Source organism: Parahaliea aestuarii (assembly GCF_008064635.1).
Taxonomy (GTDB): Bacteria; Pseudomonadota; Gammaproteobacteria; order Pseudomonadales; family Halieaceae; genus Parahaliea; species Parahaliea aestuarii.
Genome location: NZ_VRYZ01000001.1, coordinates 771174 through 786852, shown reverse-complemented (window position 1 = coordinate 786852; position 15679 = coordinate 771174). Strand labels below are relative to the sequence as shown.

The window sequence follows — 15679 nt, the reverse complement described above, 5'->3', positions numbered from 1 at the left end:
GGGAGACTCAGTTGACTGCGGTAACCCGCAGTACCTCTTCGAGACTGGTCTGGCCGGACAGTATGCGACGACGCCCGTCCTGCTGAATGCCGGGGTAGTGTTTGCGCGCCTCGGCCAGCATGGCCTGCTCCCCGACACCTTCATGGATCATGGTGCGCAGGGTGTCGTCCACTTCGATCAGTTCATAAATGCCGGTACGTCCGCGATAGCCACTGTAATTGCAGCGCTCGCAACCCACAGCGCGGTAAAGCTGCAACGGCTCGCCGGGCGCCACGGCCAGCATTTCCCGCTCCGAATCGTGCGCATCGTGGGGCTGCTTGCAGTCGGGGCACAGCAGGCGCACCAGGCGCTGGGCCATCACCCCGATCAGGCTGGAGGAGAGCAGGAAGGGTTCAATACCCATATCCTGCAGGCGGGTCACCGCGCCGATGGCGGTGTTGGTGTGCAGGGTGGACAGCACCAGGTGCCCGGTCAGGGACGCCTGCACGGCAATCTCCGCCGTTTCCAGGTCGCGAATCTCACCCACCATGACCACATCCGGGTCCTGGCGCAGAATGGCGCGCAGGCCGCGGGCAAAGGTCATCTCCACCTTGGTGTTGACCTGGGTCTGGCCAATTCCCGGCAGCATGTACTCGATCGGGTCCTCGATGGTGAGGATATTGCGCGAAGTCTGGTTGATGTGGGACAGCCCGGCGTAAAGCGTAGTGGTCTTGCCCGACCCGGTGGGGCCGGTAACCAGGATGATGCCATGGGGGCTGTGCAGGGCGCGCTGGTATGCGTCGAACACCTGGGTGTTCATGTTGAGCTGTTCCAGTTGCAGCTGCCCGGCCTGCTTGTCCAGCAGCCGCAGCACCACCCGCTCGCCGTGGGCGGAGGGGATGGTGGACATGCGGATATCCACCGCGTGGCCCGCAATGCGCACCGAGATGCGGCCGTCCTGGGGCACCCGCTTTTCGGCGATATCCAGCCGCGCCATCACCTTCAGGCGCGACACCAGCAAGGGCGCCAGCATGCGCTTGGGCGACAGTACTTCCGCCAGCACCCCGTCGATGCGGTAGCGCACGCTGAGGCGGTCCTCGAAGGTCTCGATATGGATATCGGAGGCCTGTTCGCGCACCGCCTGGGACAGGATGGCGTTGATCAGGCGGATAATGGGCGCGTCATCCTCGGCGTCCATCAAGTCGCCCGCCTCCGGAATTTCGTCGGCCAGGCGGCTTAAATCCACGTCGGCGGAAAGGTCTTCCGCCATCTGCACTGCCTCGTTGTTGCCGCGCTGGTAGGCCAGCGTCAGGCGACGCTGGAAGTCCGCTTCGTCGACGGCCTGCAGACGATAGGCTTCGCCGAGAAAGCGGCGCAGTTCCACCAGCACCTGCAGCGGCGGTTCAACCTGGCAATAAAGTACCGGCGGTCGCTCCTCCCGGTCCAGCAGCACGCCGTGCAGCTTGGCGTAGCCGAAGGGCAGGCCCTTGCCGGCGGGCGTTTCCGGGGGCGGTACATCGTCCAGCGCGGCATCCATCGCAGCGCCCTCCGCCTGCAGCTCCGGCTGGCTCAGCCCCTCGACGGACATCTAACTGCCCTCGCCCTCGGGGCTGGCTGTAGCGGATTCATCGCGAATCTGCTCCAGCTGTTTGATTTGCTCTTCCCATTCCGGCAGTACCGGGATGTTGCTGTCGTCAAGGAACATCAGGCCCCGCTCCTTGCGCAGCTGCTGCTGGCCGCGGATATAGCGGTATTTCTCCGCGGTAGCGCCTTCCAGCTCACGGTCGTCGCGAATGATGGTGGGGCGGATAAAGATCAGCAGATTGGTCTTCACGACCTCCACACGATCCGAGCGGAACAGGCGGCCCAGCACCGGAATGTCGCCCAGCAGCGGGACTTTCTGCTGGCCGTCAGACACATCGTCCTTGATCAGGCCACCTAACACCACCACTCTGTTGTTCGCCGCCAGCACCTTGGTCTGCAGCTTGCGCTCATTGGTGATGATGTCCGAGGCGATCAGGCTGGCCGCGCTGTTACTGATACTGGACACCTCCTGGGAAATCTCCAGCACCACCGAATCCCCCTCGTTGATATTGGGGGTGACCGTCAGCGTGATACCCACATTCTCCCGCTCAATGGTCTGGAAGGGGTTGGACACGCCGTCACCGGCGCCGGTGTTGGTATAGGAACCCGTGACGAAGGGCACGTTCTGCCCCACCGTGATGTAGGCCTCCTGGTTGTCGAGGGTCAGCAGGCTCGGCGTGGACAGGATATTGGCATTGCTCTGCTCTTTCAGGGCGTTGAGGATCACCGTCATCGACAGGTCTTCGCCAATCACACCCCACCCCAGGTTGAGGCCGTCGTTGCCCGCCAGGGCGCCGGCGAGAGCCGCCACGTCGAAGTCCCCGGTGGTGGGCCCGCCGCCACTGTCGTCGTCGCCTCCATCCGGGTCGAGAATGGAGCCGCCGATGTTCTGCACACGCCGGTCACCGGCGGTAATGTTGCTGCCGAAGGCGCCGCTGTCATTGGCGAACAGCCACTGCAGGCCGAGGTCCTGGCCATCGGTGACAGTCAGCTCGACGATTATCGCCTCCACCAGCACCTGGGCGCGGCGGATATCGAGGCGGTGGATCACCGATTCGATGGCGGCCATCTCGTCGGCGTCGGCGGTAATAATCAGGGAGTTGGTGCCGACATCCGCTTCGATGGTCGAGGTATTGCTGGTGCTGCGCCGCGGCTGTTTTTCGTCCGGATCGAGCTGGCTGATGTTCTGCATCACGCGGGTCAGCACTTCGGCAATCTCGTCGGCCTTGGCGTATTCCAGGTACACCACCTTCACGTTGCCGCTCTGCTCCAGCGGCGTGTCGAGGTGGGTGACCAGCTTGCGGATGCGCGCCCGCTCCAGCTCGTCGGCGCTGACCAGCACGCTGTTGGTGCGCTTGTCGGCCACCAGCAGCATCTCGCTCTCGACGCCGCCGCCCTGCTGGGCTTCGGATTCGTTGAGCTGGTTGAGCATGCGCACCACGTCCTCGGCCACCGCATACTTGAGTTTGATCAGATCCGTTTCCTGCACCGCCGAGCGATCCATGCGCTTGATGATGTCGCTGATGCGGTCGATATTGGAAGCGATGTCGGAAATGATAATGGCATTGCTGGGGGCATAGGCTGCCATGTGCGCCTGCTGGGGCACCAGCGGGCGCAGCACCGGAATCAGCTTGGCGGCGGAGATATTCTCCAGCTTCATCACCTGGGTGACGTACTCGTCATTGCCCTGCCCGGCCTTGACGTCGCGCACGCTGACCGGCGCCGAGCGGGCGTCCTTGCTCTGGATCACTCTCACTACGCCGCCGGAGCGCACCGCCGTATAGCCGTGCACCTCGAGAATGGAGAGAAACAGGTCGTAGAGTTCGTCCCGGGTCACCGGTTTGGAGGACACCACCTTGACCTTGCCCTTCACCGAGGGGTCGACCACGATGGTGGTGCCGGTGGCCTCGGCCACGAACTTGATCAGCTCCTGGATATCCGTCTCTTTCAGGTTGACCGTGAACTCCTGGGCGAAGACGGGCTGCGCCGCCAGCCCCGCCAGGGAGATCAACAGGGCGGTGCCCAGGGGCTTTAGCAATCGCTGTAGCAAGACCTGCATCCTCGTCAAAGTGTGGCTGACTCTATCACTGTTCCCCCTCGGCGGCACCCAGCGTTACCGAGACCGTCAGGGGCTGGCCATCGCGCTGCAACTCAAACACGACTTCCTCGGCCGTGCGCATGGCCTGGTAGAGCTGCATGGTGTTGGCCGGGTTGTCCAGGGCGATACCGTTGACCGCCGTTACCAGGTCGCCGGACTTGAAGCCAAGCTGGGTAAACTGGGCCGCCTCCTTGCCGGGCGTGATGCGATATCCCTGCAGCTGGCCGCCCTCGCGCACCGCGCTGATGCGCACCAGGCTGGCGAGGGATTCGGGGTTCTGGTAGAGCTGCGCGCGGTAACCGCTGGCCAGCTCGCCCGCTTCGGCACCGGCCTCGACCCTGCGCGGTTCTGCTGTGGGCGCTGGCGCAGCCGGCAGACCGGCTAGCTGGCTGTCGAATTCGCTTTTCTCGAACAGGGTCAGCAGTTCGTAGGTGCCGTTGTTGTCCAGCACCACCTGGGAGGGCATCACCTTGGCCAGTTTCACGTTGCCGGCCACTGGCAGCTCGTCATCCACGGCGTAGACCGCCTGCTGGCCGCGGTATTCGATGATGGCGTGACCCAGCCCATCGTCTGAAGAGGCCACTGCCCCGCGCAGGGTGAGTTCCAGGCGGGTCTCCCGGGCGCCCTTTTCAATGCCCTCGCGCTCGCTGGCGGAACTGCCGGCGGCCTGCGTCAGCGGCAGTTCCTGCGCATCCACGACCGGCGCGCCGAACAGCTGCCGTGTCACCAGCGCTTCGCGATTGACGCTGACCGTAGTGCTGGCCGATGGGGCGGCACTGACCGGGTTGATAACCCGCTCGGGCATCGCGCCAGCCGGGGCCGGTGGCCACAGGGCCCAGATCAGCTGCGCCAGCGCCGCCGCCGCCCACACCAGCAGGATCAGCAACAACAGCCAGCGCAGGCGTTTCAGGTGCTGCGGCCTGGCCAGGGTCTGTACTAACTGCTGCAATTTCGCGGCGGCGCGCTCAGCTACATCACTTTTATTGTCGAGCCATTGAGCTGGCAAAGCGCACTCCCATCAGGTGCCAGGCGAAGGTTTCGGCCGGGCGGTGATGCCGTCGATTATAGGGTGCCGGATTAAAAGATAAAACTGTGACAGTATTATGAAATACGATGTAAATGCAGGGATTTACCGAGGTTCTGCCGGTAATTTCCCTCCTGCTGGCGAGTCAGTTCCCAGTAACGCGCCCCATCGGGGATAAAGGCCTCACCTTGGTGAGGCCTTTATCGAGGGACCTAGAGAGACTGGTAGTAGTCCATCAGGATCTTGGCCACTTCCGGGCGGGAGAACTCGGGGGGCGGGGCGATGCCGTTGCCGAGCATCTCGCGCACCTTGGTGCCGGACAGCAGCACGAAGTCCTCTTTGCTGTGATCCGGCGCATCGCGCATCATCACCACCTTGTCCAGCTTCTTGCTGTAGGCGGTGTGGTCGGCGCGGTAGATCTCCAGTTCCAGGGCGCCTTCCGGCACCTCTTCATCGAAGATGGTCTGGGCGTCGAAACCGCCGTAGTAGTCGCCCACGCCGGCGTGGTCGCGGCCCACGATCAGGTGGGTACAGCCGGTGTTCTGGCGGAACACGGCGTGCAGGACAGCTTCCCGGGGTCCGGCGTAGAGCATGTCAAAGCCGTAGCCGGTAATCATCACGGTGTTCTCGGGGAAGTACACCTCCACCATTTTGCGGATTGAGGCATCGCGCACTTCGGCAGGGATGTCGCCCGGCTTCAGTTTGCCCAGCAGCATGTGGATCAGGATACCGTCGGCGCCGAGGTCATCCATGGCCATGCGGCACAGCTCCTCGTGAGCGCGGTGCATGGGGTTGCGGGTCTGGAAGGCCACGACTTTTTCCCAGCCACGCTCGGCGATTTCCGCGCGAATCTCGTAGGCGGTACGGAAAGTCTCTGGAAACTCGCCCTGGAAGTAGGAGTAGTTCAGCACCTGAATGGGACCAGACAGCAGCGTGCGCCCCAGGCTCTTGAAGGTCGCCACGCCGGGGTGTTCCGGGTCGAGGGTGCGGAAGATTTTCTCCGCCATGAAGTCGATCTGTTCGTCGGATACGGCTTCAACGGCGTCCACATCCATCACCGCCAGTACCGGGTTGCCCTCGACATTGGGGTCGCGCAGGGCGATGCGGCTGCCGGGCTCGATACCCGTTTCTTTCACAAGATCAGCGCTGGTCAGGTTGACGATGGGCACCGGCCAGAACAGGCCGTCAATGGTGTGCAGCTTTTCCGCCACGCTCAGCGCGTCGGCCAGGTTCATGTAGCCGGTCAGCGGGTTGAAGTAACCGGCACCCAGCATTACCGCGTTGGCGGCGGCGGCGGAGTTCAGCAGCAGTGAGGGCAGGCCCTCGGCCTCTTTGGCCAGCGTCGCGCGGGCGGCGTCATCCTGCACGTAGAGCGGATTCAGTTGGTCGGAACCGTGGGGTTTGATCATGATGGTCTCCAGGAAATCAGGTCAGTCTCAGGCGGCGATAATGCCGCGCTCGCGCAGCAGGGCGAGAATGGCATCCACTTCCTCGTCCAGGCTCTGCTGATCGGAATGCAGGTGCAGTTCCGGTTTGGCCGGCGCCTCGTAGGGGTCGTCGATCCCGGTGAAGTTCTTGATCTCGCCGGCGCGGGCCTTCTTGTAAAGGCCCTTGGGGTCGCGGGCTTCGGCGGCCTCCAGGGAGCAGTCGACGAAAATCTCGATAAAGTCCATGCCGGCGGCTTCGTGCAGATCGCGCACCTGGTCGCGGTCGGCGGCGTAGGGGCTGATGAAGCTGGACAGGGCGATGACGCCGGCGTCCACAAACAGCTTGGCCACTTCGCCGATGCGGCGGATGTTCTCGGTTCGATCCTCGGCGGAAAAACCCAGGTTCTTGTTGATGCCCATGCGCACGTTGTCGCCGTCCAGGCGATAGGCGAGGATGCCCATCTCGCTGAGGCGACCTTCCAGTTCCACCGCCACGGTGGATTTGCCGCTGCCGGACAGGCCGGTGAACCACAGGGTAGCGCCCTTGTGGCCCAGCAGTTTGGCGCGGTGCTCGCGGGTGATGTCGCCCTCGTGCCAGTGCACGTTGGTTGCTTTCTGTTCTGCCATAACTCCAGTTCTCTGCGTTGGTGAATCGTCGGGGTTGCTGTTATTGGCGCCGGCGCAGAATCTGCGCCGGCCGGGCCTCTGCCGGGCCCTGCGTTGGTCGATGTTCAATCGTCGATAAAAGCGGCCCGGTACTCCCGGTACTGTTCCTTCAGGCCGGCTTCACTCAGGCCGAACTGTTCAAGGGTGTACTCGTGGGGCGGGCGCAGCTCGCGGCGGTTGAAGTCCTGCCACTTGGCCATCTCCTCCCGCGCCTCGGGCGTCAGATCCATACCCAGGAAGGCGTAGACCTTTTCGATCTCCACCAGCGGCTGGCTGACCGTGTCCTTGAACCACAGGTCGAGGAAGGCGTCGGCGGGCAGGGATTCCCTGACTGCCATGGTGTGGCGCATGCCATTGGCAAACTTGCGCGCCCACTGCTCGCCCACCTTTTTCGGGTCGGCGCTGTCTGAGTAGATCACCCACACGCCGTAGATCAGGCTGGCCAGGGAGGGCACGGTATCCACCGGGTCGCGGTGGGATTGTACTACCTTTGCGTCCGGAAATACCTTGAACACCAGGTCCATGTAGTGCAAATGGTGGGGCGCCTTCAGGGCCCAGCGCTGGCCCTGCTGCCCACTGCGCCTTTTCTGCCATTGCAGGAACTGCAGCAGTAGCTTCAGGTATTCGTAGCCGGGGGTGTGGTCCTGGGCCTCGATCCACTCGTCGTAGCTCGGCAGGTAAGCGAAAGACTGGATATTGAAGCTGTAGAAGGACTGCTCCAGCAGCATGATGTCCTCGTCCGGCCCCAGCGCATCCATCGGGTGGATGGACATCAACTCCGGGTTGGCGTCCACCATGGCCTTGACCTCGGCCTTGGCGTCGGTGATGCGGCGATCCCCATCCGCGGTGAAGTCCCAGTCCAGGTCCGGGCAGGGGAAGCGGGTCTCGAACCACAGGGGGGAGTACATGCGCCGGTCGGCGGCGATGGTGCGGTGCAGCATGGTGGTGCCGGTGCGCGGCAGGCCGACAATCACCAGCGGCGCCTCGATCACCTCGTCGCGGATTTCCGGGTAGCGCTTGAGCCAGGCCTGCACCCGCAGACGGGTGGCGAGGATGTCCACCACCCGCTGGTACATGGCGGCACGGCCGAAGGCGTTGAGATCGGCCTCGTTGTCCAGCGACCAGAACAGGCGGCGCAGGGGCTCTTCGTGCAGTGTATCGCCGAAGTCATCGAGGCCGTCTACGGCTTTGGCATCGGCGATGGCCTGTTCCGGGTCGAAGGTAATATCGTTACTCATTGCAAGCGGTTCCTGCTGTTATCGTCCGAAAAATGGGCTCCTGCCTGCGCAGGAGCGACGCGGCGTACTGGTCTGGCAGCCAGTTCTCTCATCCGGCCAATGCCGCCAGCTTGACCACCCGGGTGCTGATCGGCGGCTTGTCCTGCGCCTCTACATAGCGCAGCAGCATGGCGCCGTTGCTGTGGCCGGCGGTATCCAGCCAGTTGGGGTAGTTTTGCCCGGGGTTTTTCCCGGCAATCACAATGCGCACACTGCCATCGGCTTCCGGCACCGCGCTGTGTTTGTTCACACAGACCCGGTGATAGCGATAGTCGAGGGATTCCATCCAGTAATTGGACAGCTGCAGGTTCCAGGTGCGGCACTGCCGGGGCGGGGTGAATTCCACCACCAGCGCCTCGTCCGAGGCCAGTTGCCAGTAGCTGTTGTGATAGTAAATGGACGGGTCACCACCGGCGCGCAGGCACATGCTTTGCTCGTTGGGCGGCAGTTGGTTGATGTGTGCGGAGAACACCTGCATCCACTGGTGGAACAGGCCGGCGGTGCCGGACACGAAGGGCACGACCGCCTGCAACTGCTGCGCGAACTCGGCCGGTTGCAGCACGGCGTCGCGCGCGGGGTTCAGGCACTCGATGGACAGCTCGGCGCGGCGCTCGCGGGCGCGGTCCCTGAAGGTCTGGCGCACCAGCAGGTTGTCGCTGGCCTCGGTCATGGGCAGCCAGTTGCCGCTGTATTCTCTGGCGGACACCATCAGCTCGAAGTTGCCGTCGGCATCGACGTCCAGCTCTTCCAGTTCGATATGGCCGGTGGGGGCCATGTCACCCTGCCCGGCGAAGGAACCGGCCTTGGTTTCGATGCTCAGGTAGTCGACGCTGCCCCGGTTGCCGCGGATGCGGTACTCGAAGCGGCCGTCGACGGCGCAGTTCTGGTAGAAGTTGTCGGGGTTGTCGTTGCCGATTTTGGCGGTTTCGTGGGACAGGGAGTAGAACTGGGGGTGCTGGGCATCGCTGAATTCGATCTGTTTTTCCAGTGACAGGCGCAGCAGGCGGGTCAGGTAGCGATAGCCTTCGGCGCGGGTCAGGGCGTCGCCGGGCACGCCTTCGGCCAGTACTTGCTGGCCGGCGGTTTTCAGGGCGTCGCAGAATTCGTTCCAGAGTTCGCCGCTCAGGAGTTTTGCTTCCGGGGTTGTCTCGGCCATGGTCTGCCCTCGTTATTTTGGGAGTGCAAGTCTGGCAAAGGCCGGGGTAAAGGGCATCACCCTAACGGGTGGTATCGGCTGGTGACCCCAATGCAGCTGTGAAACTAGGTTTGTCGATGAGCAGTCTGGAGCTTCGAAGCCGTGCGCACGGCACCCGAAGCCCTTCCGGGACACGCCGTGTACCCGTCCGTGGGGGCTCGGCAGCAGCCGTCCAGGCCGCTGACGGCCCAGGAAGAGCTTCGGGCACCCTGCACACTCCTGCGTCCCGGAATTCGGTCTGGTAACGTTGTAGTAGGCGCGGCTCAATCTAAAGATAGTAATCCACCAGCGACAGCACCAGCATCAGTCCCACCAGGGGAATCAGCCAGCGCCGCAACCGGGCCATTTTCTCGGGATCGGCCGGGGCGGCGAAGCGCTCGCCCAGCACCACCATCAGGGCCACGCCGGCGAAGATCAGCAGCAGGATCAGCAGCAGGTTGTTCACGTAGTCGCTCCTGTTTCGGTGTCGGCCAGCGGCGCCCGGCCTTCTCTGACGGCCGCGTACCAGCCCGAGGGGTCGATCAGTTCGCCGCTGTCGTCGATCGGCGGATAGGCCAGGCCGCGCTGTTCGCAGTAGTCTCGCAGATCGGGGTAGGCCCATTCAAACAGCAGGCGCCGGTAGGTCGCCTCATCGATGCGGCGCTGGTCGTAGAGGCCGGCGGCGCTGCGCTGACGCTGGGCTTCGGCGAGGATGATGCCGGCGGCGACGGAGACGTTGAAGGACTCGACCATGCCCATCATCGGCACGGTGATAAAGCCGTCTACCCGGGTCTGGGCCGCCACGCTGACGCCGCGGCGCTCGGCGCCCAGCAGTATGGCGGTGGGACGGCAGTAGTCCACGTCGCGGTAGTCGCGGGCGCCCTCGCCCAGGTGGGCGGCCAATACCTGAAAGCCACGCGACTGCAGGGGGTCGATGGCGTCTTCCGCGGCGGCATGGCGCTGCACGTCCACCCAGCGGTGGGAGCCCATGGCGGTGCCGCGGAAGGCGCGGAAGTGCTCCTCCCCCAGCACGGCATGTACCTGCATGATGCCGGCGGCGTCGCAGTTGCGCACGATGGCGGACAGGTTGCGCTGTTTGTTGACGAAGTCGGTGATCAGGGTCAGGTCCGGCTGGCGCCGCGCCAGCACTGCCCGCAGGCGGGCGCTGCGCTCCGGGGTCATTTCTTGAGCAGTTGCGGCGACAGTTTCTCCACCATGCTGCGCACGCCATCGCGCCAGTCGACGCCGGTGGGGCCGATCAGGTCGTGCATGTGCTCGACGTCGATGCACAGGCTGCCGAAGGCCTGCGGGTTATCCTTGAAGGTCGGCTCCAGGCCGGTCAGTTCGGTGAGGTAGGCACACCACTCTTCGATACTGGTTTTCTCGGACCCGCCGAAGTTCACGGTGGTCACTTCGGGGGTAGCCGCCGCCAGCAGGCGCGGCAGTTTTTCGATGTAATCATCCACATGCAGCAGGTTGTAGTAGTTCGGCGCATCCGGGTGCACGTCGATCGGGATGCCCTGTTCCATCATCAGCAGGTGATACCAGGGCCAGCCACCGTTGTCGCCGTAGGGCACGCTGAGGCGGGCGATGGTGGTGGGAATGCCAAACTGGTGGGCGACAAAGCGGCACACGGTCTCGGCGGCGATTTTGCTGATGCTGTAGGTGGGAAACATGACCCGGTGGTTATCCCCCAGCGGGGCGTTTTCGGCGCGGGGTTCATGGCCGGCGTATTCGTAGACGGCGGTGGAAGACAGGTGCAGGAAGGCCTTCGCCTTGCGGCAGTGCAGCATCAGGCGGCCCACGCCCTCGCCGTTGGCCGCCAGGTCGTAGTCGAAGTCATCGGTCTTGACCACGGCGAAATTCAATACATAGTCAAAGTCGTCCGGCAGGCCTTCGAGGCCCTTCGGGTCGGCGAGATCGGCGGCCAGGCAGGTGGCTCCGAGCGCCTCTACCTGCTCCCGGTCCTCGGCCCTGGCAAAGCGCGCCAGTGCGTAGACGTCGGCCTGCCCGGCCCAGGCGGCCAGTACCGGTTGCGCCACCTGGCCGGTGGCACCGGTGATCAGGATTTTCTTGCCGGCGAGTTCAACGGGGTCAAAAGGCATACAGCCTCCTCAATGTTGTTATTGCTATCGGTCAATATCTGCGCCGGACGCTCGCCCGGGCAGGCCAGAAGCCAGCATAGCGACTGCCGCGCCTGCCACCATCACCCAAACGGGCCAGACGGACTCACCAGCGAGGGCCGTGGCCTCAGTCGATACGATAGGCGTCGGAGATCTGCGCCTGCCCGGAAACCGCGCAGTCCAGGTCGCGCAGCAGGCCATCGCGCAGGCTGTAGCACCAGCCGTGTACCGACAGTTTCTGGCCCCGGGCCCAGGCGTTCTGCACGATGGTGGTGTGACACACATTGGCCACCTGGCTGATCACATTGAGTTCGCAGAGTCTGTCTACCCGGGCGTCATCGTCACCCAGGTCCTCCAGCTCCTGCCGGTAGCGGTATTTCACATCCTTGACGTTGCGCAGCCAGTTATCGATGAGGCCGTTCTCGCTGTTTTCGAAGGCCGCTCGCACCCCGCCACAGCCGTAGTGCCCCACCACCAGCACGTACTTCACTTTCAGGACATCCACCGCGTACTGCAGGACGCTGAGACAGTTGAAGTCGGTATGCACCACCATGTTCGCCACATTGCGGTGCACGAAAACCTCGCCTGGCATCAGGCCGATAATCTGGTTGGCGGGAACGCGGCTGTCGGAGCAGCCGATCCAGAGGTATTCGGGGCTCTGCTGGCTGGCGAGTTTCTCGAAGAAGTCGGGGTCGCTGGTCTTGATGCTCTGGGCCCAGCTGCGATTGTTGTCGAAGAGCTGCTCAATGGTTTTCACGCTGTGGTCCTCCCAACGGGTGTGTCGGGAGTTTACACCATCAGCGTGGTGAGGCGGTTCACCCGACAGCGATTGCCCCCCTCCCGACGGGCCTGCTCCAGTGCCTTGGCGGCGGTATTCTCGATTTGCCTGGCCAGCTGGCGCATGTCGATGGCCGGAAACTGCTGCGGTTCCCAGCAGGCATAGCCCACACTGACGGTCACTTCCAGGCTGGCACCGCGGCCGTCATCCACGGCAAAGTGCTCGATGTCCTGGCGAATACGCTCGGCGATATCCCCCGCCAGCACTTCACCACTGCCCGGCACCAGTACGGCCAGTTGGGCGCTGTCCAGGCGCGCCAGATAATCGGTGGTGCGCAAGCCGGAGGAGATGCGCTCGGAGATTTTCTTGACCAGGAACTGGCCGGTCACCTCGCCGTAGTGCTGATAGAGATCGTTGTACTCGTCGATATTCACCATCAGCACCGACACCGGCTGATCCGCCCGGCGCGCCCGGGACAATTCCCGGGCGATGTCCTTTTCGAAACCCCGCAGGTTGCTGATCTGGGTCAGCGGGTCAATCATGGTCAGCCGGGATATCTGCTGGCTGCTCACTACATTGCGAAAGCAGAGCGAAATAATGGTACCGAGGTGGGCGATATGCGCGAGCTCGTTCGCGCCCAGCGGAAAGGACGGCTCGCCGATGCCACAGTGGAAACTGCCGATCACACGCCCGCCGTCCTGCAGGGGGACCAACAAACCCTGCTCGATGCCGTGGCTGGATTTCAGCACTTCGAACATGCGTGTGTCCGCCGCATCAACCAGTTCCACCGCCGGCTCCAGGTCGTAGAGCTCCTGCATGGCGAAAACATCCCCGTGTAGCTGCAGGTCTGCGCCGTAGCGGTGAGGGTCGGCCATCAGGCCGCCCAGCACCTGTTCCGGGTCGTACAACCACAGCTCCGCGGCGCTCAGGCCGAAATGCCGCGGTAGATTGACCAGCAGCACCTCCAGCAGGGACTGCAGATCGGCGGCGCCCAGCAGCATGTATTCCAGCTGTCGCGACTGCCGGTAGAGATAGCTATTGAGGGAGAGTGTTTCCCGGAGATTGCGCTGGCGAATGGCTTCGGGGGTCTCCGCCGAAGGGGCGCCTTCTATTTCTTCCGTGAAGCGGTGTTCATCTAAAGGCTGCTCGGCCATTGAACGATTCCATGTGTGAGCCTGACCCGGCTCTTTTTATTGGCAGCTCAGTGTATGCGCCCTATAATGCCGATGCAAACCTGGGGGTGGCTGCGGCCTGAGATACCAGTTTCTGGTGAACCCTTTGAACCTGATCCGGTTAGAACCGGCGTAGGGACAGGTGCTTCGGATGTGCGACCCGCCGCAATGGCGGACACTCGCGCACCACTCCTTCCGTTCCGCTAGTCCAACCGGTTCTCTCTTGTGCTTTATTTGAGGAGAACCATTCATGCACTTCCGCCAACGACTGCTTCCCGCCGTCATCGCACTCGCCAGCAGCGCGCCCCTTGCGGCCGCCGAGCTGGAGGAAATCCTGGTCACTGCCGAGTTCCGGCCCACCAGCCTGCTGCAACAGCCCAACAGTACCAGCGTCGTCACCCAGGACGACATTCGCCAGCGCGCTGCCCAGCACCTGGAAGAGGTGCTGAACCTGGCCCCCAACGTCAATTTCGCCGGCGGCACCTCGCGCGCACGCTTCTTCCAGATTCGCGGTATCGGCGAGCGCAGCCAGTACCAGGAGCCCCTGAACGCTTCTATCGGCTTTATTATCGACGGCGTCGATTTCAGTGGCCTCGGCACCGCAGGCACCCTGTTCGATGTGGAGCAGGTCGAAGTGCTGCGCGGCCCGCAGGGCACCCTGCACGGCGCCAACGCCCTGGCCGGCCTGATCAACGTGCGCACCGCCGCCCCGGAAAACGAACCCTCCCTGTCGGTGGAGGGCACTGCCGGCAATTACGACACCTGGAGCACCGGCATTGTCGGTACCGGCCCACTGGTAAAAGACAGCCTGCTCTACCGCATTGCGGTCCAGGAATACCGCAGCGACGGCTATTTCGAGAATGACTTCCTCGATCGCGACGACACCAACAATCGCGACGAGACCAGCGTGCGCGGCAAACTGCGCTGGCTGGCCAGCGATAGCGCCACCCTGGACATCACGGCCTTCTACCTGGATGCCGACAACGGCTTCGACGCCTTCTCGCTGGACAACACCCGCCACACCCTGTCGGACCAGCCCGGCCGCGACCGCCAGGAATCCAGCGCCCTGGCCCTGGACTGGCAGCAATCCCTGACCGCTTTCGACCTGGAGGCAACCCTGAGCCTGGCCACTTCCGATACCGAGTACTCCTTCGATGAGGACTGGAGCTTTGTCGGCATCGCCCCCGGCTGGGAATACTCCTCCTTCGACCAGTACCTGCGCGATCGCGACAGCACCAGCGCCCAGCTGCGCCTGCTGTCGAATGACGAGTCCCGCCTGTTTGGCGGTCGCAGCGACTGGGTGGCGGGGCTCTACTACCTCGGCGATCGCGAAGACCTGCTGCGCCGCTACACCTACCTGGACAGCGATTTTCGCAGCAGCTACGACATCGACACCTACGCCGCCTTCGGCCAGCTCGACACCCGCCTCACAGAGCACCTGAGCCTGATCACCGGCGCGCGGGTAGAACGCCGCAATACCGACTACGGCGACAGCAACGGGGTCGCCTCGGATCCCGGCAAAACCCTGTGGGGTGGCCGCATCACCCTGGAATACACGCTGAGCGACGACCACATGCTGTACGGCGGCCTGTCCCGTGGCTATCGCGCCAACGGCGTCAATGCCGGCATCCTGGCCAGCATGAATGCCTACGATGACCCGGCTGTTATCAGCCAGCTGGAACGGGTACAGACCTTCGACGAGGAATCACTGCTCAACTACGAGGCGGGCTACAAAGGGCGGCTGCTGGACAACCGGCTCAGCCTGCGACTCGCCGCCTTCTACATGGATCGTGTCGACCAGCAGGTGAAGGGCTCGCTGGTGATCGTGCGCGATGACAACAGCACCACCTTCCTCGACCACATCAGCAACGCCGCCGAAGGCGAGAACTACGGCCTGGAGGCGGAGGCGGACTGGGTGGTGACTGACAGCCTGTCCCTCTACGCCCATGTCGGCCTGCTGGAAACCGAGTTCAAGGACTACGTCAACGCCGCCGGCACCGACCTCTCGGGCCGGGAACAGGCCCACGCCCCGGGTTACCAGTACGCCACCGGCGCCCGCTACGACTTTGGCGATGGCTTCTACGCCCGCCTGGACCTGGAGGGCAAGGACGAGTTCTACTTCTCCGACCGGCACGAGCTGAAAGCGCCTGCCTTTGACCTGCTGCACATGCGCATCGGCTACAGCGCCGACAACTGGAGCGTCGCCCTGTGGGGCCGCAACCTCACCGACGAGGACTACTTTGTGCGCGGTTTCGGCAGCTTCGGCAACGATCCGCGCAAGGAGTATGTCACCGAGCCCTACCTGCAGTATGGCGAACCGCGTACCTTTGGCGTCTACGGGCGCTACACTTTCTGATGACGGATGCACAAGGAGACA

The 15679-nt window shown here is 63.6% G+C and carries 13 protein-coding genes and 1 riboswitch; of the genes, 1 reads left to right on the top strand and 12 read right to left on the bottom strand.

What is annotated here, in order from left to right; translation table 11 throughout:
• Positions 1 to 7 precede the first annotated feature (7 nt).
• The 12 genes from gspE to FVW59_RS03500 form a co-directional block, all read right to left on the bottom strand.
• The gene (gene gspE / locus FVW59_RS03550; protein WP_425468390.1) at positions 8 to 1567 is read right to left on the bottom strand and encodes a type II secretion system ATPase GspE; all 1560 of its coding nucleotides are present in this window, start codon (positions 1565 to 1567) and stop codon (positions 8 to 10) included.
• Entirely contained in the window at positions 1568 to 3622 is a 2055-nt protein-coding gene (gspD, locus tag FVW59_RS03545) for a type II secretion system secretin GspD (RefSeq protein WP_148063005.1), read from the bottom strand. It abuts the gene before it with no gap.
• A gap of 25 nt (positions 3623 to 3647) precedes the next feature.
• Entirely contained in the window at positions 3648 to 4667 is a 1020-nt protein-coding gene (gene gspC / locus FVW59_RS03540) for a type II secretion system protein GspC (RefSeq protein WP_246139610.1), read from the bottom strand.
• 230 nt (positions 4668 to 4897) lie between these two features.
• Positions 4898 to 6094: a sulfate adenylyltransferase gene (gene sat, locus FVW59_RS03535; RefSeq protein WP_148062827.1), complete on the bottom strand. Its 1197-nt coding sequence runs from the start codon at positions 6092 to 6094 to the stop codon at positions 4898 to 4900.
• A 27-nt stretch (positions 6095 to 6121) separates the two neighbouring features.
• Positions 6122 to 6739, bottom strand: a complete 618-nt coding sequence (gene cysC, locus FVW59_RS03530; protein WP_148062826.1) for an adenylyl-sulfate kinase — start codon at positions 6737 to 6739, stop codon at positions 6122 to 6124.
• A 104-nt stretch (positions 6740 to 6843) separates the two neighbouring features.
• Positions 6844 to 8016, bottom strand: coding sequence for a sulfotransferase family protein (locus FVW59_RS03525; RefSeq protein WP_148062825.1), 1173 nt, complete (start codon positions 8014 to 8016; stop codon positions 6844 to 6846).
• 88 nt (positions 8017 to 8104) lie between these two features.
• On the bottom strand, positions 8105 to 9211 hold the full coding sequence (locus FVW59_RS03520; protein WP_148062824.1) for a DUF1214 domain-containing protein: 1107 nt from the start codon (positions 9209 to 9211) through the stop codon (positions 8105 to 8107).
• Positions 9212 to 9518: 307 nt separating this feature from the next.
• A complete protein-coding gene (locus FVW59_RS19570; protein ID WP_187275730.1) occupies positions 9519 to 9695 on the bottom strand; it encodes a hypothetical protein in 177 nt (58 codons plus the stop codon).
• Positions 9692 to 10411, bottom strand: coding sequence for a tRNA (guanosine(18)-2'-O)-methyltransferase TrmH (gene trmH, locus FVW59_RS03515; RefSeq protein ID WP_148062823.1), 720 nt, complete (start codon positions 10409 to 10411; stop codon positions 9692 to 9694). Before trmH ends, FVW59_RS19570 begins: the two co-directional genes overlap by 4 nt.
• Positions 10408 to 11334, bottom strand: coding sequence for an NAD-dependent epimerase/dehydratase family protein (locus FVW59_RS03510; RefSeq protein ID WP_148062822.1), 927 nt, complete (start codon positions 11332 to 11334; stop codon positions 10408 to 10410). Before FVW59_RS03510 ends, trmH begins: the two co-directional genes overlap by 4 nt.
• 145 nt (positions 11335 to 11479) lie before the next feature.
• Positions 11480 to 12109: a carbonate dehydratase gene (gene can, locus FVW59_RS03505; RefSeq protein ID WP_148062821.1), complete on the bottom strand. Its 630-nt coding sequence runs from the start codon at positions 12107 to 12109 to the stop codon at positions 11480 to 11482.
• Positions 12110 to 12141: 32 nt separating this feature from the next.
• Positions 12142 to 13284: a GGDEF domain-containing protein gene (locus FVW59_RS03500; protein WP_148062820.1), complete on the bottom strand. Its 1143-nt coding sequence runs from the start codon at positions 13282 to 13284 to the stop codon at positions 12142 to 12144.
• 72 nt (positions 13285 to 13356) lie between these two features.
• Positions 13357 to 13459, top strand: a riboswitch (TPP riboswitch).
• 93 nt (positions 13460 to 13552) lie between these two features.
• Here FVW59_RS03500 and FVW59_RS03495 point away from each other — a divergent pair.
• Positions 13553 to 15658: a TonB-dependent receptor gene (locus FVW59_RS03495; RefSeq protein ID WP_148062819.1), complete on the top strand. Its 2106-nt coding sequence runs from the start codon at positions 13553 to 13555 to the stop codon at positions 15656 to 15658.
• Positions 15659 to 15679 lie beyond the last annotated feature (21 nt).